The organism is Nostoc sp. DedQUE09, assembly GCF_034530915.1.
Lineage (GTDB): Bacteria > Cyanobacteriota > Cyanobacteriia > Cyanobacteriales > Nostocaceae > Nostoc.
In genome coordinates this window covers 1-25,370 of sequence record NZ_JAVRCE010000011.1, presented here as the reverse complement: position 1 = coordinate 25,370, position 25,370 = coordinate 1, and the positions used below count along the sequence as shown (strand labels likewise).

The 25,370-nt window shown below is 44.3% G+C and carries 20 protein-coding genes; 3 read left to right on the top strand and 17 right to left on the bottom strand.

Annotated features, from left to right (window positions below):
- Positions 1 to 230 precede the first annotated feature (230 nt).
- The 17 genes from RMY27_RS09375 to gvpN all read right to left on the bottom strand — a co-directional run bounded on the left by RMY27_RS09375 (position 231) and on the right by gvpN (position 24,200).
- Positions 231 to 2,480: a chemotaxis protein CheW gene (locus tag RMY27_RS09375; protein WP_322662514.1), complete on the bottom strand. Its 2,250-nt coding sequence runs from the start codon at positions 2,478 to 2,480 to the stop codon at positions 231 to 233.
- A gap of 163 nt (positions 2,481 to 2,643) precedes the next feature.
- Positions 2,644 to 3,915: a GAF domain-containing protein gene (locus tag RMY27_RS09370; RefSeq protein ID WP_322662512.1), complete on the bottom strand. Its 1,272-nt coding sequence runs from the start codon at positions 3,913 to 3,915 to the stop codon at positions 2,644 to 2,646.
- Between the two features lie 29 nt (positions 3,916 to 3,944).
- Entirely contained in the window at positions 3,945 to 4,928 is a 984-nt protein-coding gene (locus RMY27_RS09365) for a chemotaxis protein CheW (RefSeq protein WP_322662510.1), read from the bottom strand.
- 255 nt (positions 4,929 to 5,183) lie between these two features.
- The gene (locus RMY27_RS09360; RefSeq protein ID WP_322662508.1) at positions 5,184 to 5,579 is read right to left on the bottom strand and encodes a four helix bundle protein; all 396 of its coding nucleotides are present in this window, start codon (positions 5,577 to 5,579) and stop codon (positions 5,184 to 5,186) included.
- A 29-nt stretch (positions 5,580 to 5,608) separates the two neighbouring features.
- Complete coding sequence (locus tag RMY27_RS09355) at positions 5,609 to 8,737, bottom strand: hybrid sensor histidine kinase/response regulator (protein ID WP_322662506.1); 3,129 nt, start codon at positions 8,735 to 8,737, stop codon at positions 5,609 to 5,611.
- A 15-nt stretch (positions 8,738 to 8,752) separates the two neighbouring features.
- On the bottom strand, positions 8,753 to 13,999 hold the full coding sequence (locus RMY27_RS09350; RefSeq protein ID WP_322662504.1) for a GAF domain-containing protein: 5,247 nt from the start codon (positions 13,997 to 13,999) through the stop codon (positions 8,753 to 8,755).
- A gap of 261 nt (positions 14,000 to 14,260) precedes the next feature.
- On the bottom strand, positions 14,261 to 14,794 hold the full coding sequence (locus RMY27_RS09345) for a chemotaxis protein CheW (RefSeq protein WP_322662502.1): 534 nt from the start codon (positions 14,792 to 14,794) through the stop codon (positions 14,261 to 14,263).
- A 14-nt stretch (positions 14,795 to 14,808) separates the two neighbouring features.
- Positions 14,809 to 15,171, bottom strand: a complete 363-nt coding sequence (locus RMY27_RS09340) for a response regulator transcription factor (RefSeq protein WP_229538106.1) — start codon at positions 15,169 to 15,171, stop codon at positions 14,809 to 14,811.
- 145 nt (positions 15,172 to 15,316) lie between these two features.
- A complete protein-coding gene (locus RMY27_RS09335; RefSeq protein WP_322662499.1) occupies positions 15,317 to 16,648 on the bottom strand; it encodes a response regulator in 1,332 nt (443 codons plus the stop codon).
- A 451-nt stretch (positions 16,649 to 17,099) separates the two neighbouring features.
- Positions 17,100 to 17,798, bottom strand: coding sequence for a gas vesicle protein GvpC (locus RMY27_RS09330; RefSeq protein ID WP_322662497.1), 699 nt, complete (start codon positions 17,796 to 17,798; stop codon positions 17,100 to 17,102).
- Between the two features lie 75 nt (positions 17,799 to 17,873).
- Positions 17,874 to 18,095 carry a gas vesicle structural protein GvpA gene (gene gvpA, locus RMY27_RS09325; protein WP_163931998.1) on the bottom strand — a complete coding sequence of 74 codons (222 nt, stop codon included), beginning with the start codon at positions 18,093 to 18,095 and terminating at the stop codon, positions 17,874 to 17,876.
- Between the two features lie 240 nt (positions 18,096 to 18,335).
- The gene (locus RMY27_RS09320) at positions 18,336 to 19,025 is read right to left on the bottom strand and encodes a GvpL/GvpF family gas vesicle protein (RefSeq protein WP_322662495.1); all 690 of its coding nucleotides are present in this window, start codon (positions 19,023 to 19,025) and stop codon (positions 18,336 to 18,338) included.
- Between the two features lie 275 nt (positions 19,026 to 19,300).
- Entirely contained in the window at positions 19,301 to 21,124 is a 1,824-nt protein-coding gene (locus tag RMY27_RS09315) for an AAA family ATPase (RefSeq protein WP_322662493.1), read from the bottom strand.
- Positions 21,125 to 21,473: 349 nt separating this feature from the next.
- On the bottom strand, positions 21,474 to 22,223 hold the full coding sequence (locus RMY27_RS09310; RefSeq protein ID WP_322662491.1) for a GvpL/GvpF family gas vesicle protein: 750 nt from the start codon (positions 22,221 to 22,223) through the stop codon (positions 21,474 to 21,476).
- Between the two features lie 36 nt (positions 22,224 to 22,259).
- Complete coding sequence (locus RMY27_RS09305; protein ID WP_322662489.1) at positions 22,260 to 22,694, bottom strand: gas vesicle protein K; 435 nt, start codon at positions 22,692 to 22,694, stop codon at positions 22,260 to 22,262.
- On the bottom strand, positions 22,681 to 23,031 hold the full coding sequence (locus RMY27_RS09300) for a gas vesicle protein (protein ID WP_322662487.1): 351 nt from the start codon (positions 23,029 to 23,031) through the stop codon (positions 22,681 to 22,683). The genes RMY27_RS09305 and RMY27_RS09300 overlap by 14 nt, the downstream gene beginning before the upstream one ends.
- Positions 23,028 to 24,200, bottom strand: coding sequence for a gas vesicle protein GvpN (gvpN, locus tag RMY27_RS09295; protein WP_322662485.1), 1,173 nt, complete (start codon positions 24,198 to 24,200; stop codon positions 23,028 to 23,030). The genes RMY27_RS09300 and gvpN overlap by 4 nt, the downstream gene beginning before the upstream one ends.
- Positions 24,201 to 24,411: 211 nt before the next feature.
- On the opposite strand from gvpN, the gene RMY27_RS09290 reads away from it, so the two are divergent.
- From RMY27_RS09290 to RMY27_RS09280, 3 genes are all read left to right on the top strand, one after another.
- Complete coding sequence (locus tag RMY27_RS09290; RefSeq protein ID WP_322662483.1) at positions 24,412 to 24,663, top strand: gas vesicle protein GvpG; 252 nt, start codon at positions 24,412 to 24,414, stop codon at positions 24,661 to 24,663.
- Positions 24,664 to 24,786: 123 nt separating this feature from the next.
- Complete coding sequence (locus tag RMY27_RS09285) at positions 24,787 to 25,104, top strand: hypothetical protein (protein ID WP_322662481.1); 318 nt, start codon at positions 24,787 to 24,789, stop codon at positions 25,102 to 25,104.
- Positions 25,076 to 25,333, top strand: coding sequence for a hypothetical protein (locus RMY27_RS09280; RefSeq protein WP_322662480.1), 258 nt, complete (start codon positions 25,076 to 25,078; stop codon positions 25,331 to 25,333). The genes RMY27_RS09285 and RMY27_RS09280 overlap by 29 nt, the downstream gene beginning before the upstream one ends.
- Positions 25,334 to 25,370: the final 37 nt, after the last annotated feature.

Below are 25,370 nucleotides of genomic sequence, written 5' to 3'. Positions count from 1 at the left end.
AACTATAGTATTCCCAAATCATCGCTCAAGCTGAACTTTGATCCGCTAAAGCATCTGCTCAAAGTCGCGGATGTCGTAGGGCAAACGCATCTAAAGCATAATAATCCTTTCATAGCAAGGGTTTCGACGTTTTTTAATCTAGCTTGTTTTTTCGTCAAGATTTTTCTAGGTAGTGGTGGGGTCAAACTGCTGTAATTTATGTGCAACAAACATTTCGGCAGATATTGAGTTCAAGTTAGAGATTTTGCGAGAAGTTGACCATCCAAAACCAGGGTAAGTTGCCCATTGGCAAGAACGCTAGTTCCTTGGATATAAGCAGCAACTGGGATTGCTTCCCCCAGAGGATGGATCGCAGAAGATTGTTTGCCGATGATGCAATCTACTTCTAAAGCACATCGTTTGTCTAAGTAATGAAATACTAATAAAGGCTTATCTTGCTTGAAAGCATTTAGTGTATCTGTGCTGTAAGTAGTAACTGAGGTGGGAAGGTGGTTAGGACAAATCAGCACATCAGTCAATAAGTGGATAGGGACGAGCATTTCTGTTGTTAAATCCTCATCAGCACAACCAAGGAAGCCACTGGTGCCAGAAGACTGCAAAAATAACATACGTCCCGCTTGAGTTTGGATAATTTGTTCGGACTGAGATAAACAAATCTGCTCTACAGAATCGGCAATAAATGCATAGACTCTGGAGTTAGCTTGACAGACGATAAGTTGAGCAATTTTTTGATCGAGGGGAATTTGGAGCGAGAAGGCTGTACCATGTCCAGCTTTAGACTTCAGTACTATTCTTCCTTGAATAGCTGTTAATTGTTTGCAAACTTCAGTTAATTCTACTCCTAACTCTAAGGCAGCGCGATCGCATAAAACAGATGAAACCTCTGGTTCAATTACCAGTTCTTGTAAGATATCCCCTGGTTTTGTCAGGGTGAGTCCTTGGGCTAAAGCTTGTTGATAGATTTGAGATAAGTTAAGTCCTGCACCATCATCACAGCCATCAATAATTAGTTGATTTCCTTGCTGATAAACCTGAATTTCAATAATACCACTGCTATTTTTACCAAGGTCTTGGCGCGTTTGGCAAGACTCTATACTTTGCTCTAGTAAATAGCAACTTATATGCAACAGGAGGGTACGGAGGCGATCGCTAAATGCCCGATCGACTTGGATATCGCTAACTTGTAAATGTAGTGTAGCAGACTTATCTTGTAGAGCTTGTAACTGAGACCAAAGCCGATGCAACGGTTCTAAGGCTACTTTTAAAGGAATAGTTGTAACTTTTTTGACTAAATTGGAAGAATGGTTAAGTAATTTTTTCTGCTGTATAAGTTCTTGTTTGAGTTGGTGATGATTGTTATTAAGCGAATGAACAGTTGATGCCACCTGAGACGCTTCAGCCAAAACAGATTGCAGAGTACTGTATAATTGCTGAGAGCGAGAAGCAGCTAGAGGAGAAAGGGTATCTGAAATTGCTGCTAAACGTCCTGACCATTCCTGTAGATTATCCAGCAGGTGTTGTAATCGTTTAACTTGTCGGAGCAACCGCCCGATCGTATGTTGCTGTTGTTCTTCCTGACAGGCTTGCTGATTATATGTAGTTAATAATGTTGCAACTAGCGCGTTTAGTTGTTCGAGATGCTTAATATTGATGGGTGTAGCGGCTGGAATACTTGTTGCAAGAATGGTAGAAATGGATTCTTGCAAAGAGAGTGGATGGCGATCGCCAACAGATTTAACTAGAGATGCAACAGAAGTTTCAGTAGGCAAGGAAAAATCCCCCAACCAAGCATGAAAATCTTCTTCCCCATACTCCTTCGGGTTTGCTAGTTCCCCTACCTTGATGGGAAGCTGCTTGGTATCTACGCGAACAAGGCTGTCAGACTGAGGGCTAGTTTCACCTATTAGTTCTCTGTCAAGACTTTCTTTATCTTTAACAATAACTTGCTCTGGTAGAGCCGCAGAAGATTCTACCTCGGCCAAGCGATCGCCAAACTGAATAACTGGTTGATGTTCTTGCGGTTGCTCTACCGATGTCTCAAGGTTTGTTTCCTGGGAGATAACGCTTTGTTGGCGATCGCCAAACTCTGCTTGTAGACGAGCAACAATGGCAGACATCCGCTCCAGAATTTCTACTTCGTCAATTTGCGAGGCTGTTAAAAATGCCATCAACAGCATCTGTAGGCAATCTAATCCTTCCGACAACAGGGAGGCGATGGGGGCGTTGACAGTTGCTCGATACTGATGCAAAAGCTGAAAAATCTCTTCTAGTGCAACCGCAACTATGGCAATGGCATCTAACTCAGCTGCTATGGCAATCGAATGCAGAGAGCGAGCAGCTTCCATGAGAGCCAAAGCTGTACCAGGGTTACTGTCTTTTGTATAGTTAGGCAACTCCTGCTCCAAGAACAGTAACAAATCGATTGCTTCTTCTAGAAAGCGATCGTCGTTCTGCGGTTGGGGGACAAAATCGGTACTCATGAAAACAACTCTCAGTTTCTATGGGGTTTGTGACAATTCTATGGACTTCTTGCAGAAGTCGGGAAAAGGGGGAAGAGGAACGGGGAAAGGGAAAGGTTCTGTATTTTGCCTTTCCCCTTTACCCTTTTCCCACCTCTTGCAAAAAGCACTTTTGCAAGAGGTCTTATGGCTTCGACATTGATTTGAGGCTACAAGCAGCGATGTCGGCGATCGCTCTGAATTGCTCGTGAATTTGCGCGATTGACTCCAGCCCAGCACTGATTTGGCGATCGCAAGGTTCGATAGCAGAAGCAACGTCTGCTGCTGCCACCTGGAGTTCTTGGAACCATTCCTCTATATTTAGCGTGCTGTCGCGAGCTTGACGGGCGAGAATTTCCACCTGTTCGGCAGCAGCTAACAAACCTCTTTCCCGATCGCTAGCTTTTGTGGCTTCGATAGCTGTATTCAGGGACAAAATCTGAATTTTGCTACTCAAGCCTTCCACAAGGTGAACAAAGCCAGAAGCTTGCTGGCAAAATTCACCAAGGTATTGCAGCTGTTTATTAGTAACAGCAACACTATCTTGAATAGACATTAAATGCTCGTTGGCAAGCTCGGCGATTCTGGCTCCTTCTTGTACAGCCTGGCTCACCTGCTGAAATGGCACTAGTAACTGTGAGCGATCAAAAGATTCAGCCTTTTGGGGAGGCGGTGACAGCTGTTGAGCAGGTGGAGCTACTATTTCAGCCCAGCGCAAGTTAATTGTCAACATCATTCCTACTTGTTGTAGCAAACTGCGCTCTGCTTCCTGCCATTGTCGGGGTTGAAGGCAATGATGAATAACTAACAAACCCCAAGGCTGTTGTTTGACAATCAAGGGCAAGCAGAGGCTAGCTTGTACCTGAAAGCGTTGCCAAAATTGCTGTTGGCGGGGAGTTAATTCTAATACTTCAGTGAGGTTGCCCTGCGAGTTTTGTCCGTCGCCAACATCGGGTTTATTAACAAACAAATTTATCGGTAGGGATTGGTTGAGCAGGGATGTCCAACCCGCTTGTATAGCTTCAGTGATCGCTCGAGTGCGATTATCTTCCTCAAAACGATAAATCAGGACGCGATCGGCGTTGAGAACATCTCGAAGGGCGGTGACTGTAACCTCCAAAAGTTTAGCTTGACCTTTTGTCTGCTGCATTTGCCGATCGATGGCCGCAAGTTGTTCTCGCTGGAGTTGAAAAGCCCCTTGAACATTTTGATCGTTGTCACTGGGCGAATCCTTGGCCAAAGCTTGGATAAAAGCTTCGATTTGACTTACCTTCTGCTGCAATTGAGCGACCTTTGGCCCCTTAGCAGATTGAAAGACTGCTTTGATTAGAGCCACATTAGCCAAAATTTCTTCTATCTGGATTTCATTTTCAACAGGCTGGGTTTCAGAATTAGGGTCTAAAGTTGCGATCGTCACAGAAAACTCCTTGGCAGCATCAAGTTAAATCAGTGGGTTTGCCATTGCAATGTCTGGGCGATCGCTCTGGTGTCTAAAATCCAGCGATCGCCTGGCAGAATACCTCGAACAAAATTTAGTAGTTTGTTTGGCGAAAAGTCGGTTGGTGCCGATTGTGCTTGCTGTAAATCCTGCCACTCTACATCGTAGACATGAGCCACCAAAAACCCGACTACCTGATTTTGCAATTCGAGAACCAGAACCATTGGCTTTTCTGGTCGTGACTGCCGCTTCAAAAGTGGCGCATAACCAAGCAAATGTTCCAAGTCAACCAGCCGCAGCATCTGTCCTTGCCAATTATAGAAACCTAAAATCCAACTTGGTAAGGCCGGGGCTGGGGAAATTTCTTGGCTAGCAAGATGAATCATGTCCACTATTGAGTCAAATGGTAGCAATCCACTTCCTTGATTCCCCAAGGAAAAACGGAGAAATCTTTGCCGTTGTTCGCCTGATGTCAATCCAGGAGCCAAGGTTGGGGTTGTTCCGGGCAACCCCAACTTATCAGCCAATATCTGGCTCATACCAAAAAGAAGTACTTTGAGTGGTTCCTCGTTTGGTGCTACAGGCAAAACAGCCATGTGGCTCACACAGCTTAACTCCGCCACTTGCCGATAAGACCAAGGCACCGGACGCACAGCTGACAAAGGAATATCGATTAAGGCAGGGGGCTTGTCCACAGGAATGCCACAAATTTCCCCAGTCCGCGTTTGAGTCAGAAGTAAGAAGCGCCCTGAAGTATCAACCGCAGAGGGAACTTGATGCGCCTGTTGGCCTTGTACTTGCTGAATGAACTTCTGGCGCAAGTCCACAATTGTGATCGTTTGCGCTCCCAAATCAACCATCCCAATACCACTTTCAACCGTACTGCTAATAGGAGGACAAGCCATCACCTTGAGAACTGCCCCAACTGGCAGGGCAAATAAATAGTCTGCGATCGCAAAAACAACGACTCGTAATGAGTCGCGCTCGCTCACAGCGCCAGATAATCGCTTAAACGGAAAGGGAGTGTTAAGCATAGCAAGGGTAAAGGGGCAAGGGTAAAGGGGAAAGGGGAAAGGGGAAAGGGTAAAGGGGAAAGGGGAAAGGGAGGAAGGGGGAAAGGGTGCAAGCCCCTAAACTTTATTTATGGAGGGGAAAAAGATTCAATTCCAAACTATTGCGCGAGAATTGAGGCATCCTTACTTCAAGCCCCTAACTTGAGTTATGGGGTTCCCTTTCCCCTTTCCCCTTTAACCTTTTCCCTGCCCGAAGGGCATTGACTGATTTATAGATTGAATTTGATTAGATAGCATACGGCTCAACTCTATAGCTTGATTAGAAAGTTGTGTATAAGTTGGTTGGTCTAGATAGCCCACTTCTAACGCTACTCTTAAAAGACTGCGAACTTCACCGGCAGACCCTTTAGCAATATTTAGAAAGTCTAAGTATTCTTTGCGAGAATATCGTTCAAATCCTTCTGCAATATTTGTAGGTATTGATACGGATGCACGTCTTAACTGATCTCTTAAACCAAAGTCTCTACTCAGTTCACCTTCCTTAGCCCTTAAGTATATTTGCTTAACTAAGTCAATACCTTTTTGCCATACTTTTAAATCCTCAAAAGTTTCAATTTTTTTCCTTTCCATTCCTTCCCTTCCCCCTTCCCCTTTACCCTTTACTCATTAACCAGTTCAGCGATCGCGGCTAGAAAGCTCTGTTCTGAATAGGGTTTGGTCAGGTAAGCTTTCGCCCCTAGAGCTAAAGCTAATTGGCGGTGCTTCTGTCCGCTACGAGTAGTCAGCATCACCACAGGAATCCCGGACAAACGCTCGTCTTGGCGATGGTGTTCTAAAAACTCAAATCCATTCATACGCGGCATTTCAATGTCACAAATCACTAAATCAACATCGCCGTGTTGCAGGATTTGAGCGATCGCCTCTCGACCATCGCCTGCTTGCAACACTTGATAATCGGCTTTTTGGAGCGTCTGCACCAAACTTTGCCTTTGTACAACCGAATCTTCCACCACTAACACCGTCAGTCGGTTAGGTTGAGCAACGGCTGTATTAACTTCCATCGGCTGTTGCTGCGGTTGCGTAGTTAGCTCGGATTGCTGCCCCTCTAGAGCAAGAATAGGCTCAGGCGCGGGCAATATTGCAAGACTTGAAGTCGGGGAAGTCGGCATCATATCTGTTTCCCAAGTTTGCCGAACTAACTCCAACGGGTCAACGATTAGGGTAAGACTACCATTGCCCAACACGCTGTAGCCTTGGATGTAACTAGGTAAAGTCAGGACTCTGCCGAGGGACTTAATTACTAATTCCTGCTCGACTAAAATCTGATCGACTTGCAAACACAGGTATTGATGCTCTGTTTCCAACAGTAGCAGAGGTTCGACGGTGTTCCGTTGTTTGACTGGAAAAGGACTTAGGTTTAAATTGTGGTCTTGGGTGAATAAAGGATATTTGTAATCCAGCAAATTAGCAAGCGGGCGGATGGGAACTAGTTGCTGACTTTGCCCTTCTCCCCACTGCCAGAATTTCTGGCTGCCTTGCCCATGTAAAGATTGCTGGACTTGAATCTGCTCTGGCTGCGGTAATAAAACCTGGCTAACTCCTTCAGAGAGCAAGCCATAAGTAATACCTTGAGATTGACAAACGAGCAAGCGTGCTGTTGTCAAGCTCAGGGGCAATTGCAGGATGAAGGTGGTTCCCTGCCCTGAAAGCGATCGCACCACAATCGAACCTTGTAAAGCTTGCAATTGAGTGCGAACGACATCTAAGCCGATACCGCGGCCAGATAACTCACCAATCTGCTTGGCGGTAGAAAAGCCTGGTTCAAATAATAACTCTGCTAGTTGGTCTTCGGAGGCGTAGGCGGCTTGTTCGGGAGTCAGCAGGTGTTTTTCTATACCTTGCTCACGAATAGATTCCCAGTTAAAGCCTCGACCATCATCCCGTACCTCAATAGTAGTGCGGTTACCTTGATGATAAGCTTGAATTGTAATTGTTCCGGTTTCGGGTTTACCTTGCTGGCGGCGGGTTTCTATCGGTTCAATGCCGTGATCGAAGGCATTACGAATCATGTGCAGCAAGGGATCGTACAACTGCTCAGAAATGGCTTTATCCACCAGTACCTTCGTACCGCCAAGCTTGAGTTCAACAGGCTTATGATAAGTTGCTACCATCTGTTGCAGGAGGCGGGGTAATCGATTCAACACTGTTCCCAGTGGAACCATTCTGGCTTGCAGCAAATCTTCCTGCGCTCCTGAAAGCAGTTGCTTGCGCTTTCCGAGACTGAAGCGAGATTGCTGAACTAAAGCATTAAAAGCCTCAATCTGTTCTCCTAATTGCACCATGTCTTCTGTAAGATTTTGCAGGAGAATGTGCAACTCGCTATAGTTATCCATTTCTAAGGCATCAAAATTGGATTCTGCCTCGGTAGTTGGAACTGAGCGGGGAGATACATGCATCTGTCGCTGCTTGCGTTCGGGAAGCAGCAGATGTCGATCCGACCAAGTAAAAACTTTACTAAGTTGTTGTTGACAGTACAAAAACTGTAGTAGGGTGTCTTGAGCTGCTTTGTGGATGTGGTTAGATTGCAGGTTTTGTTGGTTTTCGCTGATTAGCAATTCCCCAATTGTATGGCTGAGGCGATCGAGCTGTTCTATCGCTACTCGGATACTGGGAAGTGATGCCGATGACTGAGCCTGGAGGCTTGGCGCTGGTGGTGGAGAGGCTGGCCGATCTGAGTCTGAGTATCGGCTGGATGTCTGTGGATCTCCGATCCAGATTGACTGTAAAATCCGATCTATGGCAGAGGGGGTTACTACCGAATCCTGAGAAATAGGTGCCAGTACCTCCGGTGTTTTCGGTACGGAGTTATCAGTCCGCTTCGGGAAAAACGACCAAATTGATTCCGCTTCGCTGGCACTGAGGAGGGGAGATGGCTGATTCTCAGTTGTAGTGGTTTGTGTTGGTTGGGCAGCGATCGCAACTGGCTGCCCTTGTGGTTCTGGGACAGGAGTAGTGAGCATTGCCCATTCTCGCAATTGTGGAGATATCTCTCCCCCTTGAGTGCGATCGCCTGCCAGTACTGCTGCTTGAGCTGCTTTAAAATTTTCTAAAGCCACCTGAGCGATTGGCAATACTTTGTCTGGATGCGCTTTGAGCGCGTTTAGGGTCGCCTGGGCAATTTCTTCCAATCCAGATAAGCCATAAGATGCTGCTAGTTCGACAAAAAATTCTGCTTGGGAGTTGAGTGTTGTTTGAATTTGTTGCGGATCTTGGCTTTGGATGTCAGTTTCCAGCTGTTGCAAATCCTGGAGTACACTCCCGGAAAAGATTGACTCTACGACATCAAAGCCAAGTTCTTCCGAACTGGGAAGCGGAGCCTCACGACCAAAAAAGTCGCCTAGTTTATGTTGGAGTTGGGCAAAGATTGAGGCAGTGCGATCAAGTATTTCTGCCTCATTGCATGATAAGCCCATCAAGGCTGCACTCAATGGAGTTCGCAGGCACTCATAAGCATCTAGAAGCAAAGCACCCAATTCTGGATCGATTTCCAGTTCTGGAGCGTATAACGCTTGGAATACATCTTCCAAATGATGGGCAATTGTCTGAATAGTTTCTTGCCCAACACTGGCAGCACTCCCTTTGATAGTATGGGCGCTTCGCATCAAAGCATGAACTTTTTCTATTGTTTTTTCATCAAGTAGACCAATCAGATTCTGCTCAATGGTTTGCAACAACTCTGCCGCTTCCGCAAGAAAAGCCTGCTCTTGATTACTGGGATCGGGGTTCATAACAGTTTTGCGAGATTAGTCAACTTTGAACTGGCTAACGCTGGTTTCCAGTTGTTGTGAAGTCATCCGTAGTTCCTCAAAAGACTCGGAAATGTGGATGGCACTTTCTGAAGTCTTACGGGCGATCGCCGAAACATCCGTCATCGCCTCTGTCAACATCTGAGATTGCTGACTTTGATGGGAAACTGCTTGGGTAATTCCTTGTACCAGTCCACCAATTTCGTTGGTAGCTGCCACGATCGCACTCAGGGAATGACGAGTCTCATCGATCAAGTTCGAGCCTTGGACAACTTGGGTAATCCCTACTTCCATTGCTTCGGTAACTTCGTTGGTGCCAGTTTGAATTTCTTGCACGAGTCGCTCAATTTCTGTGGTGGCACTAGCAGACTGATAAGCCAGGGAACGAACTTCATCTGCAACCACCGCAAAGCCTTTGCCATACTCTCCGGCACGGGTAGCCTCGATCGCAGCATTGAGTGCCAGCAAATTAGTTTGAGTGGCAAAGTTTTCAATCAGACTTACTACTTTCGAGATTTTCTGAGAAGCTTCACCAAGGCGCTTAATCTTCTTCGCTGTTTCCGACACGGTTTCCCGAATCTCCAAAATACCATCTACGGTTCTTTCCATCAGGGAATCACCAGCTTGGACGGTGTTATTAGCTCTTTGAACTGCCTGCCCGACTTTTTGGGCATCAGCAGCAACTACCTGGGTGGAAGTTACCATCATTTGTAATTGTTCCAGAGCGTGTTCGAGCCGTTCTGCCTGCTGTTGAGCTTGGTCAGATAATTTCACTACTGAGGTAGTGTTATTGCTGGAATTTTCACTCACTCTGCCAGCAGCAATCTGCACTTGTCGCACTAAATCTCGCAAACTTTGGATCGTAGTGTTGTAACCATCGGCGATCGTCCCAATTTCATCTTCAGATAGGGGCGCTCGAACGGTAAGATCGCCTCTGAAGGATGGTTCCAAAGCCATGAGAACGCGTATTGCTCCTTGTTGGAGTTTTTCGCGGGCGGTGCGTTCGCGCTCTGCTGCTTCTGCTAGTTGCTGCTCTTGAATACGCACCTGTGTTAGGTAATCTGCAAGATTGAGGGCAAGACCAATCTGGACGCTGGCTTGGTTGAGAACATCCTCCTCGGATTGCTCCCACTGGCGCGGTGCGCTATTTTGATAAACTCCCATCAGCCCCCATAACCGATCTTCTTGAAAAATCGGAGCAATCATGTAGGCTTTAGTTCCCCACATCTCTAACAATTGGATGTGACATTCGTCATGACCGACGGTATATATATTGTCAACCCGCAAACTTTCTTTGCGGGCATAACGCCCTCCTTGGTTGTACTGGAGATAGGTATCTCTAACTCTGGCAAGGCTAGTTCCCACCAACTTAGGCCAATCCCCGCTCACAGACTCAACTACAAATTCTCCAGACCAATCAGGCTCAAAACGGTAAACTCCAACTCGATCTACTTTCAGCAGTTGACGAAGTTCGTGGGTGGCAAACTGGATAAATTCCAGAACATTACCATGACTTTGGGCCATCTCTGTTAACCGACTTGGCAGGCGATAGGAAAATCGGGCGTTTGCTACTTCCCGTTCTGCCAGTTTGATCAGTTCCTCATTCTTGCTTAAGGTTTGTTGTAAGTATTGCGATTGTTGGACGGCAACCCCAAACTGCGTGCCGATTTTCGCTACCAAGTTGACTTCATTCTCTTGCCATTGCCGCGGCCCGCTATTTTGGTAAGCTCCTAACAAACCCCAAAGCTTGTTTCCGGCAATAATCGGGGTGATGATATAGGCTCTAATCTGAAACTGCTCGAGAATTTTCAAGTGGCACTGGGCATGCCCAGCAGTGTAAACGTCATTAATCACAAACGTCTCGTTGTTGCGATAGCGTCCACCTTGGGTTTGTTGTAGGTGTTCGTCTTCCCATACAGTCCTGATATCCGGGCCAACCAAAGCCACCCATTCACGACTGACGGATTCGGCAATAAACTCCCCACCCCAATCTGGATTGAAGCGATACACTGCGAGACGATCACATTCCAAATGCGATCGCAATTCTGGTAGGGCATTGCGGAAAATTGTATCTAGCTCTTGAACTTGGCGAATTTTTTCTGACAGCCGTGTTAATGCTCGTTCCCCTTCTGCGGTTCTGGCTAACTCTGCATTCTTCTTCTTGAGCTGTTCGATATACTTAACCTGTTGCAAGCCTATACCCATTTGCACAGCTACTTTTCGCAACAGTTGCACATCCTTGGATTTCCACTCGCGAGGGCCAGTATTTTGGTATGCTCCTAAAAAGCCCCAGAGTTTGTTTCCAATAAAGATCGGAGCGATCGCATAAGCCTTAGCCTGGATTTTTTCTAATACCTCTAGGTAGCACTGAACGTGACCGACAGTGTAGATATCATTGACAACAAAGGTTTCATGATTGCGATAGCGTCCGCCCTGAGTTTCTTGTAAGTGTTCGTCCATCCAAATCGTTTTGATGTCGGAATCAGCTAAAGACAACCATTTATCTTTTACGGATTCGGCAATAAATTCCACACTCCAGTCGGGATGAAAGCGAAATACTGCTAGGCGATCGCACTGTAATTGTTTGCGTAAACTTGGCAGCACATTCAGGAAAATTGTATCTGCTTCTTGAGCTTGGCGAATTTTTTCCACCATCCCTGTCAGCACCTGTTCCTCTTCTGCTGCCCGTGCCAACTCTGCATTCTTCGTTTTCAGTTCTCCGATGTACTCGGCTTGCTGCACGCTTAACCCCAACTGAATGCCCAATTTGGTCAGCAATCGCACCTCTTCGGAATTCCACTGGCGCGGGCCGCTATTTTGGTAAGCTCCTAACAAACCCCAAAGTTTGTTTCCAGCAAAAATGGGGGCGATGGTGTAGGCTTTAGCCTGGAACTGCTCTAACAGGTCGATGTGGCACTGGGCATGACCAACAGTATAGATGTCATTGACGGCAAAGGTTTCATTGTTGCGATAGCGCCCGCCTTGGGTTTGCTGTAGGTGTTCGTCTTCACATACGGTCTTGATATCGGGGCCAACCAGAGGTACCCAGTCAGTTCCTACAGATTCAGCAATAAATTCACCGCTCCAGTCAGAGTTGAAGCGATATATTGCTAGGCGATCGCATTTGAACAACTGCCGCAATTCTGCCAAGGTAGTGCGGTAAATCGTTTCTGCGTGTTGGGAATGACGCATTCTTTCCGCCATGCGCGCGATCGCGTTTTCTACTTCAGCTACTTGGGTCATTTCTAGATTTTTTAACCGTAGCTGTTCGATATATTCAGCTTGCTGGAGAGCAATGCTCAACGATTCGCCGATCTGCAACAAAGCACCTGTCTCTTCATCAGTCCATTTCCGAACATCAGAATTTTGATAGGCTGCTAATAAACCCCAGAGATTACCAGCGCGGAAAATGGGAACAATGATGTACGCTTTGGCTTGGAACTTCTCTAATGCTTCTAAATAGCAAGGTGAAAAACCAGCAGCATAAATATCGTTGACTTTGCGGAAGCGCTTTTCTTTGGCGTACATTCCACCCTGCGTTTCCTTAAGATAGGTATCGGCATCAGGTTTAACAGGGGAGCCATAATCCTTAACATGGCAACGCTCTGAAGATACCATGCCTGTTTTTAAAATGCTTTCTTGTTCCTGCATCTCCAACAGTGACGACCAACCAGCAGCCACAGATTCAGCGATAACTTCTCCACTCCAATCTGGATGAAATTGATAAACGACAACGCGATCGCATTTTAAAAATCGCCGCAACTCTTGGGTTGTAGTGCGGAAAAGGGTGCGGAGATCCGTTGCTTGTCCAATCTTTTCAATGATGCCGAAAACAGTACGTTCTCGTTCCACAAGTTTGGCTGACTCCTCAGAGCGGTGATAAAGTTGTTGCTGATATTGCACCTGTTGAATCGCAATACTAGACAGAGTTGCAACCTGTACCATTAGGCGAACTTCACTATCTTTCCACTGACGAGGCTGAGAATTTTGATAGGCAGCGAGCAAGCCCCACAACTTTTCTCCCTGGAAGATGGCAACAATAATGTATGCTTTGGCTTGATAGGTTTCTAAAATTTTGATATAGCAGTCAGAAAAACCAGCACTGTAGATATCATTAGTGACTCGATAAATCTGTCCGCGATGGAAATTTTTGCCTTGGGTGTGCTGAATGTAACTATCTGCACTGTGCGATCGCCCTGTTGTCCCAGCCAATCCCCCTTCGTCTGCAAGGTTCCTAACACTGCAATAGTTAACGTTATTAACGATTGCTGGATTGTTTCGCTGTTCTTCTAATAGAGAAACCCACTCAGATCCAACAGATTCAGCCACAAATTCCCCACTCCAATCTGGCTGGAAACGATAAATTGCGACGCGATCGCATTTTAGTGACTGTCGCACTTCTTGGGTGGCAACGCGAAAGATGGTATCCAAATCTTTGGACTGGAGAATTTTATTCGCTACACCGGCAAGGATTTGGTCTTTTTCCACTTCTTGTTGCAACGTAGCCTGAATCACGGCAACTTGCAGTTGCGCTTCTAATTCCTGCTCGATTAATTTTAGTAACTGAATTTCAGCATTCTGCCACTGGCGAGCAGTAGTGCATTGCTGCACTACCAACAAACCCCAAACCCCATCTTTTGCTAAGATCGGCAAACTCAAACAAGCTCTTACCTGAAACCGCTCCATTAACTGCTTTTGGTAAGGGGACAAGCTTGCAGTGTAGGTATCGGCGATCGCGACTAATTTTTCTTGTTGATAAAGCTTGGCAGAACCCAACCCAAAAGTGACGGCGGGCAGTTTTTCCTTCAGCATTGGGGTAAAGCCATCCCTCATCGCCTCCGCAACAACTATCCCCTGCGTCGGATTCGTAAACTCATACAGCACCACGCGATCGGCTTGCAGTGCGCTTTGTATCTCCATGACAGCAGTAGCAAGCAAGGCATCTAGATCGGAAAATTGGCGGATTTTGCTAGCGATCGCCTGTACTTGCTCTACCTCTAATCCATCTCCTCCGTCTTGATATGGCAACACACTTAGCAGTTCTTTTAACTTGCGGATTCTCTCTCGCAATGGCCCTGTTTCCACCCAATCAGCTTGATCCAGTTCTGTTCGCAATTCTTCTAGAGCGGAGGTGATTTGCTGTTTTGCTGGTGCATCAACGATATGCCCGTTATCGGTTTCCTTATAACCGTTGCTGGGATTTGAGTGAGGTTGGCTCGGTCTAAGATTGTGTTGCGCTACCATGATCTTTCTTGCTATGAAGGTTGTCGGAGTTAAGAAGTAGAATGCAGAGCGGAGGCTAGTTACTTTTTTAGAACGGCTTGGGCGTCCAGAAGCCTTTGTACATCCGCCCTTGGCCTTGTAAGTAAGCTCTAAAATTTAAAATACTCAGTGCTGAGTGCTGAGTGAATTAAGAAGTACTCAGGACTTATGTACTTGGTAAAAGCCCCGCTCCTTGTGGGCGGTCTTTCAACTCAGCACTCAGCACTCGGAACTCAGCACTCTTCATAGAGGCTGAAGGGCTTGAATCACAACATGGGTGTCAAGTAACATCAAAGGGCTACCTTGAGAATCCACAAAGTAACCCTGTAAGAACGAGCCTAGTCGGCCAGGTAACATCGATGTCGAAATCGCTAACCGCTCTTGGGGATCGTGAACTTCAATAGTATTGACTTGCTCTACCAACAGCCCGATGGTTTGATTCTGAACTTGAACAAGCATTGCCATGCCAGAGTTACGCACACTTTCTCGCCGACACCAGTGTGTAGCTCCCAACAAACCTGCTAAATCAAGAATCCAAATAGCTTCTCCCCGCCAATTCATGATGCCTAACAAGAATTCTGCTACCTGCGGTACTGGCAAAATCTCGGTGAGGGCAACCTGAATTACTCCCCGTAAATCAGCTAATGGGAGTAACCCATTTACCTTTCCATTCAAGGGAAATCTTAAAAACCTCTGGTTGTTTCCTTGAGGAGAGTTTTCAAGTCGAAATTGGCTATTAATGGGTAGCTCTCTAAAGCTATCATTGCTCTGTAACATTGCCCCAGTTTCCTTTAGCGAATAAATTTACTAACAGTCTGGAGCAAGGTATTTTCATCTACAGGTTTGACTAAATAGCCATCGGCACCACTCATATTGCCCCAAGTTCTATCAACATCTGTGTTTTTAGTTGAGCAAATTACTACCGGGATTGCTTTTGTTGTCGGATCGGCTTTCAACTTGCGGCAGAACTCAAATCCACTTTGACCTGGCAAAATCAAATCCAGTAAGATCAAGTCAGGTTTTTGTTGTTTCAACCTGAGTTGAGCTTCTTCACCACTGCGAACTTCATAAACTGAATATCCTCCTTGCTCTAGATAACGTGTCATCTTTTCGGATTCTGTGAGGCTATCTTCAACTAAAAGAACTTTTTTCATTTTTTCCTAACTATTTAATTTAGAATTTGACAAATTATTGCGACAAATGAATTAACACCAAGCCAGATATAGAAAGTAATTTACAATCCAAAATCTGTTTTGAAAATTGATGTAGGAGAGCCACTGGCATGACTACCGCTTCAACCTAAACGGTTAAATACTTGTGAAGCATATTGAGTACTTTGTCTGCTTCTACGGGTTTACCCAAAAAGTCAGTTGCTCCTACTAATTTTGCTCGCATCCGATCTACTATTCCATCTTTCCCCGTTAAGATGACAACCGGCACATTTTTGAGACTTGGAGTTTTACGGATTTGAGAACAAATTTCATAGCCATTTACTTTTGGCATCAAAAGATCCAAAAAAATGAAGTCTGGCTTGCTTTTAATTAGGTTTAAAACTGCCGTCAATGACTCTTGAATGCCAACAAAGCGATAACCTTGATGGGTGAGAATTTCCTCCAAACTGCGACAGATCATTGGACTATCATCCACACAGGCTACTAAAGGTCTTGAGACATCAATAATTGCTTTACTAGCCGCTGGGAGACCAACTTGTAAAATAGTCTTCTCTTCTGTCTTCAGTGAAGAATTGGAATTATTAACTGCACTGGACGGACTGAAAACTTCTTTACTAGTCGCTGGGGGAGCAACTTTGTTGAAATTGGGCGCAACTTGTAAAACAGTGTCCTCTTCTGTCTTTAGTGAAGAATTGGAATTATTAACTGCACTGGACGGGTTGCCAGTTTCTTTACTAATCCCAACCTGCCTGAGCTTTGGGGTGGGTGAAAAAGCGATCGCCCCTGTTTTTACCAATGTCATCAATAACCGAGTCAAAGCTAAGACATCCCGACCGCTTTTTTGCCCTAGACCTCGTAAAGTTTTTGTTCCATCAACTAGAGCAATAATCTGTTTAGAGGATGCTTGTCCTTGGAGTAGCTCAATTTGTTGAATTATCGGAAATAAATTGGGCGAGTAGCTTGCCAGTCCTGCATCTCGCCATTCTTGCCAGGCTTGTGTAGCCTTTTTCAAGACTTCCTCTGTTGGTATTACAGCTAAAAGAACCCCAGGAACTTCACCAACAACCGTACTATGTGACAACTGCCCTGCTGGATTGTCGCCATTTCTTTTGGCTTCAATGTACTGCATTATATCAAACAGGACTTCAGCTATTGAGCTTGCAATCAGGCTCACAAGTTGTTGTTGTTCGATTAATTTTTGTTCTCGTAACTTAGCAAGAATGGAATACTCGCGATAATTTTCTTGGGGAGAAACAAGCTGCTCCAACTGTGTCACATCCACATTAGAACAGTACCGCAACAAGTGTCGTCGCCATCGCTCATCGGCATTAGAACCGCCAGCCTGCCAAATTAATCGTCCTAAACGAAAATATAGCGTCCAAGTCGGCCCATCCCTTGCTTCAAGATTCAGCCTGCCTGTAAATAATTTAATTTGAAGTTGCTCGATCAATTGATTCACAATGGATCGCACCTCCTTATATATCTTGAGTTTTGCATTTAGATTAAAATTGCTCAAACAATCCAGTTTACTAACTTCATCGTGCGATCGCCAATAGCACAGTTAAAAACCTTGATTGAGCTACCCCAGCTTGTTATATCCCTTTGCAACCGGATATTTTTAAAGTTCAAAGCCGGAAGCTTGAACAAAGATTTAAGCTCTTTTTCTAATTATTAATAGGTTAACTAATTATTAATAGGTTAACTTGTTGCCATGTTACATCTACTGAGCAAATTGCTTGTACAAATGTAGTTGCAATACAGACCGGAAAAGGATGGAAATGTTGAATACTACAAAACATAGACCAGCTTTAATGCTTATCGATTTTTTACTCTGCTGCTTAAGGCGAGAGACACAAGCGATCGCATTCTGCTAGTCTGCAAATACAAAAAATGACCTTGAATTAAGTTTGTCAAGAAATTGCTTGTTGCCGAATAAAGTATTGGCGATCGCGTTGTTCCAGTACCCCTTGCTTGATCAAGGAGCGCAGAATATCTATCGTTTGCACCCGGCTTAAGCCTATCACCTCTTCAATTTCTATCAGAGTAGCTCCTTCAGCTTGCTGAATGTATTGCTGCACTTTAGATTTAGCAGTATCCGCATTCAAGGCAGGCACTTTTTTAGCTATGGTATTGGCGGAAGGACGAAAACCAGTGGCTTTAATTGCAGAACGGGAGATTGACCATTTTGGAACTGTTACAACTAATTTCTCTTCTTTAGCAGGAGTCGGGGGAACTGGTTGTTCGGGGCTGTAATCGTCCCAAACACTGTTATGTAAGATTGCCCGGAAATTTTGCAAGTTTTGGAATAATGCCTGAGCCTTTGCTGAACGCTGTTGGCGGTATTCTTGCTGGCGTTGCGAGACATCTGTTTTTATTTGCAATATTTCCAATTGCCGCTCTAGAATCTCTTGCTGAAATTGCTGCTGTTGTAAGTTCCTGTCGTTGTGAAGGCTGGTAACAAAACTGCTCAATTCTTGATGAAGCATATCTGCTTGCAGCTGAAGTTCTTGTTGAGTTAGTTGTTTCCACTGGTTAACTTGTTGACGGCGTTCAGCAGTTATTTGCAATCGCTGCACTCGCTTTTGTTCCCATAAATTCTTGAGAGCCATCAGCTGAAATCTCCTATTTTGTTAATTAGAAACATTAAATGGGAGCCATGAAGACTCCCTTTTTATAATGTGCTATTAAGCAGCAGATGGAACAGCAGCTTGAGATGTTAAACCAACTGCCTCGGCATATCTTAAGTAAGTTTCAACTGAAGCAATCACAATCCGAGCTTCGATTGATAATAGTTCAATCCCAACTAAAGAAACACGTACCCAAGCATCAACCACAATTCCTTTGTCCAAAATCCGGTCAATAACTTCAGCTAGACTAGAAGATGAGTTAACTTTTTCAACAGCCATTTTATTTTACTCTCACAATTCTGATTATTGGTTTCATCTTGCTCTGATTGAGCAGTAGGTAAAACTTACACAATGTGTTTTATTCTTCCTGAGTTTAGTGTTCCCAAAAATATAAGATAAATATAAGAAAATAAAAAAATATTAAAAAGTTAACAATATCTTTTTTAGACAAAAATTCAAGAAAAAATCATCTCATCTTTATTTTTTCTGGGAAAGTTATAAATATTATTTTTTATGAATTTATATGAGAGTGTTTTTGAGAAAATGATAAGGTGGCAGAGGTTCGCTGAGTACCAATTGCCAGTGCGAGCATTGTACCTGCCAGAGGGAAAACTGCTGCGTACTGACAGTTGAATCGTTGCGCTGTGCCAAAAAGTGGATTTGCCGCACATCTGACTGTCGAGTTTCACAAATAACATTTGTATATGTTTTGAGAATTAACTGGCTCAAGAGTTCCCACTGTTCGCATTGTTGTGCTTGAAATGCTTGCTGTGTTTGGTAGCGTTGTTTTTTAGCTAATAAATAGGCTTTTCCCCTGGTATCAATAGTCTCAGAATCGTCAAGCAAAGAACAGGGTGTCAATTTTAAAGTGTACTCAACTTTGTCTGCTAGCTCAGTTAGGGCTTCTAGATATTGCTCTTGGTGCTTTTCTAGATGATTCAGCAGTTTTTCTACGGAAGTAAAACCCCTCCCAAAGCGTAGAGGAAGAAGGGGAGTTTGTTGAAAAAGTTCTCGAATCACGCGATCGTGGTTTAATACAGCTTGAAGTAAACGCTCATCCGTTGCTTGTATTGCCTCCAGTGAGATTTCCGGCTCTACGATCGCACCTAAACCAGAAGAGTAAACTAGTTCAATATTCCTTTCCATCCCTAAAGGTAGAACAAGCGGTGATGCGGTCGGGACTAGAAGAGCATAAACGTATATTGACATAAACTTGGGATAGTTATTCTGTAATTAAGTTTGTACACATGAAGTTCTCTGGGACACTTCTTTTTACATCCAAGGTGTTTCCGGAAAGTAAGTATCGTTGTGTGCAACGTTCTCTCAAACCTAACCCCCAGCCCCTTCCCTACAAAGGAAGGGGAGCAAAAATCAAAGCCTCTCTCCCTGTGGGGGAGAGGTTTGGAGAGGGGTTCTAAGGATAAGTTGCACATTGCCTTAAGTAGCTTCCGCTCTGAACTTCTGTGTTTTTTTCAAATAAGAGACTATTGAGATTGGTGTTGATTGGCAAGCATCTGATATGTAACTTGGAAATCATCATTTGTAATCTGAATCAAGCTGGAGTCAGTCAATCCTTGGGCGCGGTATCGACGAATTGCGCTTAAAGCAGCTTGATTGCTCAACAAAGCCAAGTCTGCCCCATTCCAACCCTCGGTAATTGTTGCCCAGGTTTCTAAATCGACATCAACCAGGGGACGATCTAGATTGTGGACTCGTAAAATTGCTAATCGGCTGCCTCGATCTGGTAGATCGATTTTTATTTGTAAGTCCAATCTTCCGGCTCTGAGCAAGGCCGGATCGAGGGTTTCTGGACGATTTGTTGCTCCTACTAACAATACTTTCGGGCATTCATGCAACCCATCTAGTTCGGTGAGTAGTTGACCGACAACGCGATCGCTAACCCCAGAATCACCAGTAAATCTTCCCCGTGCTGGTGCCAGGGTATCAATTTCATCTATAAACACAACACAAGGAGCTGCTTGCCGAGCTTTGCGAAAGAGTTCTCTAACTGCTTGTTCTGCCGCACCTACCCATCGGCTGAGTAATTCCGGGCCATTCACAGCAATAAAGTTGGCTCTAGCTTGGGAAGCGATCGCTTTTGCCAGTAAGGTTTTTCCAGTTCCCGGCGGCCCCCACAACAGAATCCCACGGGGAGGCTTGGCTTTGGTTTGCTCGTATAGTTCGGGATAGAGGAGTGCGCCTTCAACAGATTCTTGAAGTTTTTGTTTCACATCATCCAAACCACCAATGTCATCCCAGCTGACACTTGGTACTTCAACTGCTACATCCCTGAGAACTGAGGGTTTTATCTCCTTAATTGCTTCGAGAAAATCCTGCTGCATGATAGTCATGTTCTCAGGAACGGGACTGTTGAGCGAGGGGATTTGACGACGAAGGGCGATATAGGCTGCTTTTTGACAAAGAGCTTTAATATCGGCACCAACAAAACCGACAGCCAAATCGGCGATCGCTCCTAAATTAACCGAAGTTTCCAACGGCATAGCACTTGTCAAAATCGTCAGAATTTCCAATCGTCCATTGCGATCGGGAACCCGAAACTGAACTTCGCGATCGAAGCGCCCCGGACGACGTAGCGCCGGATCGAGATAATCGGGACGATTTGTTGCCGCTAATACAATTACGCCCTCGGTTTTGGCAAATCCATCCATTAATCCAAGCAACTGCGCCACTAGTCTTTTTTCAACTTCACCTTCCACTTGGCTACGATCTGGGGCAAGGCTGTCAATTTCATCAATAAATATTAGGCAGGGAGCAGAACGAGTTGCTTTCTCAAAAATACTTCGCAAACGAGCTTCTGCTTCCCCGTAATACTTGCTCATCACCTCTGGGCCATTGATGGCAATGTAGTTTAACTCTAACTCTTCTGCCAAAACACGGGCTGTTAAAGTTTTTCCCGTACCGGGCGGGCCAACTAGCAAAACCCCACGCGGAGGCTCTAACCCTAATTTAACCAATAAATCTGGACGTTTAAGGGGAATTTCGACTAACTCTCTGATTTCTTGGAGAACATCAGTCAAACCGCCGACATCTTGCCAAGAAGTTTTTGAGTTCGTCTTATCTGATGGGGGAGTGACATCAGTATCATCCATTGGTGTAGTGCCAACGGTGGAATTGGATCTGACTCGGCTGGAATTATTTGTTCTGGGAATATTACCTTGTCGGGGAATACTACTGAGATTATGAGAGCGAATTTGAAGAGAAGTTTTTAACTCGCCTTTCTCTACTTTTTCTTCTAAAGCTTTGGCAATTTCTAATAGGTGTTCAAATCCTTTAAATATGTCGTCCATTGATTTAACTTAGAGGTTGTTTGAAGAGTGTTTCACTGTGATTTTGGGTACTTTTAGATCCTCCCTTAATCCCCCCTTGTAAAGGGGGGAAACCGGAAAATCTAGTTCCCTCCCCAATACATACGGGGAGGGTTAGGGAGGGGTAATTCCAATTCCATAACTTGTATGTACACCGTAGCTTTACAAGGGGTATTTAGGGGGTTATAGAACGTTTTGCTATCGACAAGAGGACTTTTCAAACATCCTCTTAAATACAAGGCAAAGAAAAATTAAATTTTCCAAAAAATTAAAAGTTTCAATAATTTTTGATTCTCAAATTTTATTGCTATTCAACAGCGAGAGGAATTAATCAGTTGGAAATTGTTAATCGAAGACGAGCAAAGTTATACGGGGCAGTGAAATTGTTGTAACGAATTCGCAAACGGTTTTCAAATTGACGATCGAGTGCTTCAACGTGTTCGCTAAATTGTGGTTCTGCTTCCCAAGGAATTAGGTAGGCTGCATTGTAGATCATTGTGTCCATTTGGGGAGTATTTTCTACCACTTCGATCGCAATGGAGTTGAGCGTGCTTTTAAATACATCTATGATCCCTTGCTTGCGATCGCTCATTCCCTGTTCGATGGTTTGCCCTATTTGGATTACCCGCTCCATACTCAGGGGTTGACCCACTAGCTTATCCCGTTCGGTTTTGAGATTTGGGTGTTCTGCCAATAGTCCCTGAATTTCTGCCTCGGTATCCCAAAAAACTTTGACACTAACTTCTCGGCAACCTGATAACTTTGCAAGCAATTGCGTCAATTCTTCTTGATGAGGACGAATTAATTGCTGTGAAACCGTTTCCCAGCTTGAAACCAAAAGTCCAAATTGCACTGGCAGTAAATAGCGATCGCCTCCTTGCATGATCTCCTCAAGGACTTTCTCATGACTTAGCAGGTTACGACGGCTGGCCAAATAACGCTCTTGCTGTGCTTCCGAGTAGATGACTGCAAAATCATCCAAAATTTTAATTTCTACAGGTTGCCGATCTAAGCCCTGTAAATTTAAGTTTTCTGGAGCAGGCAAGGTCAAAATTCCATAAATGTAAAAGCCATAACTCATAAGAATGTCTTACCAAGAAGAATGTAGATAAAAAAGTTATAGGGGTTTGGAAGTGAGTACTAATCTTAACTTGGCATGAACTAAGCTTAATTGAGCCAGTCCTAAGTCCAAGTCACCCTCAACCACAACACCCGTATTTAATAGGCGATCGAGGAGTTCTAGAATAGAGGGTTGAATAGAGGTTTCGCCGGGGTAGTATCCTCCAGATTGGGGAAGTAAAGTTCCCATTTCACCCAAGTTAATATTTAGATCGGCTGGGTCAATATCAAATATCTCGCAAAGCTGAACAACCTGCTGCTCAAGCTTTTGCAGGCTTTCGGCAGCTCGATCTAGTTCAGAGTCGCTGAGGTTGCCAGCATCCATTCGCCGAATAACTTGAGCTTCCATAAGTTGACGTATCAGTTCAACAACCGTCAGTAACAACGGTGCTAAACCTGAATCTGAACCTTTTGATTTGCTAATCGCCTGCATTCTGATGATTAATAGGATTGACTGCTTTGAGCGATCGCAGTTCTGTTTCTAGACTGGCAATACGCTCTTGAAGTTGTTGATTAGTTGTTAATAAAGTGCGAGTTTGACTATTAAGATAGGGGTCGCTCTCCCACCAGTTAATTCCAATCTCTTTGGCTTTATCAACAGAAGAAATCAACAAACGAATCCGGATGTTGAGCAATTCTGTGGAGCCTACGGAAATAGAAATATCTCCTGCTATAACAATGCCTTTATCCAGAACCCGTTCTAGAATATCTGCCAAGGTAGAACCTTGAGTTGATGTGGTGATAGCTCCCCGATTAGTATTAGTACTCATTTGTTTATTAAATGGCCAGAATCAAGAGCAACTGTTTGTGAGATGTTCGGCGACTCGGCATTGCCCTGTATTTGGACTAATACTCCCTGTTCTCTGAGAGACTTGAGTGCAGCCACAATTTGACTGCGATCGATCCCTAACTCTACTGCCAATTCAGAGAAACGCCTTCCTGGAGAATTGCACAGGTAGTTGTAGACTTCATGCTCGTAAGGTACTCGTTGTTCCAATACAATCTGATTTTGGCTGTCTGGTATGATCTCAGTCGGCTGAGATTGAGTATTTGTACTATGATGCAATTCACTCAAAACCTCTTCCAGTAGCCGAGTTGCTTCTATCAGAGGTTGATTCGTGCGAGAAAGCAGGATATCGGCACAAATATCTTGGAAGTAAGAATCTCCGAAATTGATGGAAATTTCGTGTTCGTGGCAGATTCTAGCAATCATCAGACAAGAACGCAATCCACCGCCCAGCCCAGAGCCAGATCGACTCCAAAACATCCGCACTAAGCGCACGATTTTGTCTGCTTTCTCAGAATCTATGCCTGTTTTATGAACTACAATTTCCTGCTGAGTTAGTTCATCAGGTGGAGGCATATCGATGGTAATAACACGATCCATCAAAGCATCCTGAGTTGCATGAACTCCACAATACTCTTGAGGATTTGATGTTAAAATTGCCCGAAACTTAGGATGAACCCGGATATACTCGGCTCGCTGTTGATTTGTTGGTAATACCAATAACCTCTCCTCAAGTACGGAGAGTAAAACGTTATTTACCTCCGGGTGCGATCGATTGAATTCGTCGTAAACCAGCGTAAATCCTTCTTTACAAGCTAGGGTTAATCGTGCATCAACCCAATGTTGTCGAAGTTCATCCTCAACTTTGACAACGCTGTGGATGAAATTATCAACAACCTTTTTGCGGGTATAACCTAATTGATTACCAATCAAGTCTGAGGTTTTAAACTCATCATCTCCAAATAAGAGGATAATCGGCTGGTTGAGCAAATCAGCTAGATGCATTGCCAGAGTAGTTTTTCCGACTCCAGCCGCACCACGTAAATGTACTGAAAAACCCGACTGTAGATAGCGCAAAGCACGTTGAGCGATGCGTTGAATAGCAGGGGTATTGACAAATCGTTGGGGAGATGCATTTAATACTGTTGTCAAGCTCTAAGTACCTCGTAAGTAATAATTTTATGTAAAAGTAATTTTTTGCACATCGGGGATATAAAATACAGATGTCAAGAAGCCTTAACTGAACTTAAATCCAACACATTTTGGCATCAACATAAGACTAAGTAATGTTTTATATAATGTCATCAGCAAGATTACGGTCTTGTGAGACAGCTTTAACAAATCTACACAAGTGTAAATTAATATGGTTCTGCGCTTCTTACTATTACCGATTACTGGCCCATTAATGGGGGTAACGTGGCTTGGGGAAAAAATTTTAGAACAGGCGAGTACTGAAATTGACGATAAAGAAAATCTCAGCAAGCAGCTTCTTGCACTCCAACTTGCTTTTGATATGGGGGAAATTCCTGAAGAAGAGTTTGAAATTCAGGAAGAAGCTCTTTTATTAGCAATTCTAGAAGCAGAAAAGCAGGAAGGCGATGAGACACAAGAGTAAGGTAGGAGGTAGAAGGCACAGGAGGAACTACACCCCCGATCGCGAGGGTTTTTTCATCGAATTTAATCTGTGATGTGTGGATGAGAGAAAATATAAGTATCGCGATTCAGAATATAATCAGCCATGACTGAAACCAAACCCACTCGTACCGCACGCAGGGGACGAATATTCCCTGAAATTCAGTGGGATGAAGAACAAAAAGCACGACATGAAGCCGAACGCGAGGCTTTTTACCAACGTTGTAAACCTATTTTTGAACAAGTCAAATCAGAATTAATTGAAACTCACTACAACTGGTTTGTTGCAGTTGAACCGGATAGTGGAGAATATTTTGTTGATAAAGATTTAGAAGTAGTTTCATTACGGTGTCGCGAACAGCATCCAGGCAAAATACACTATACTTTTCGGATTAATGAATCTGGGGCTTGCGGCACAATATGACGATTTCCGGTTTTTTTGTGATGAGGATGCACTACTTTTTGAAATTAATTTAGTAACATCAGAGGGATTGGAATTACCTGTTGAGGCGATGTTTGATACAGGTTTTTCGTATTGGTTAGCGATTAATGAGCAAGATATAGATGCACTTGGTTGGGAGCGTTTACGAGAGCAAACAATGCGAACTGCACGGGGAGATGTCAAATTTGAAATCTACTGGAGTTTAGACTAAGCCATACAAAATGACCCAGCAGGGCTGAGTTAATTAG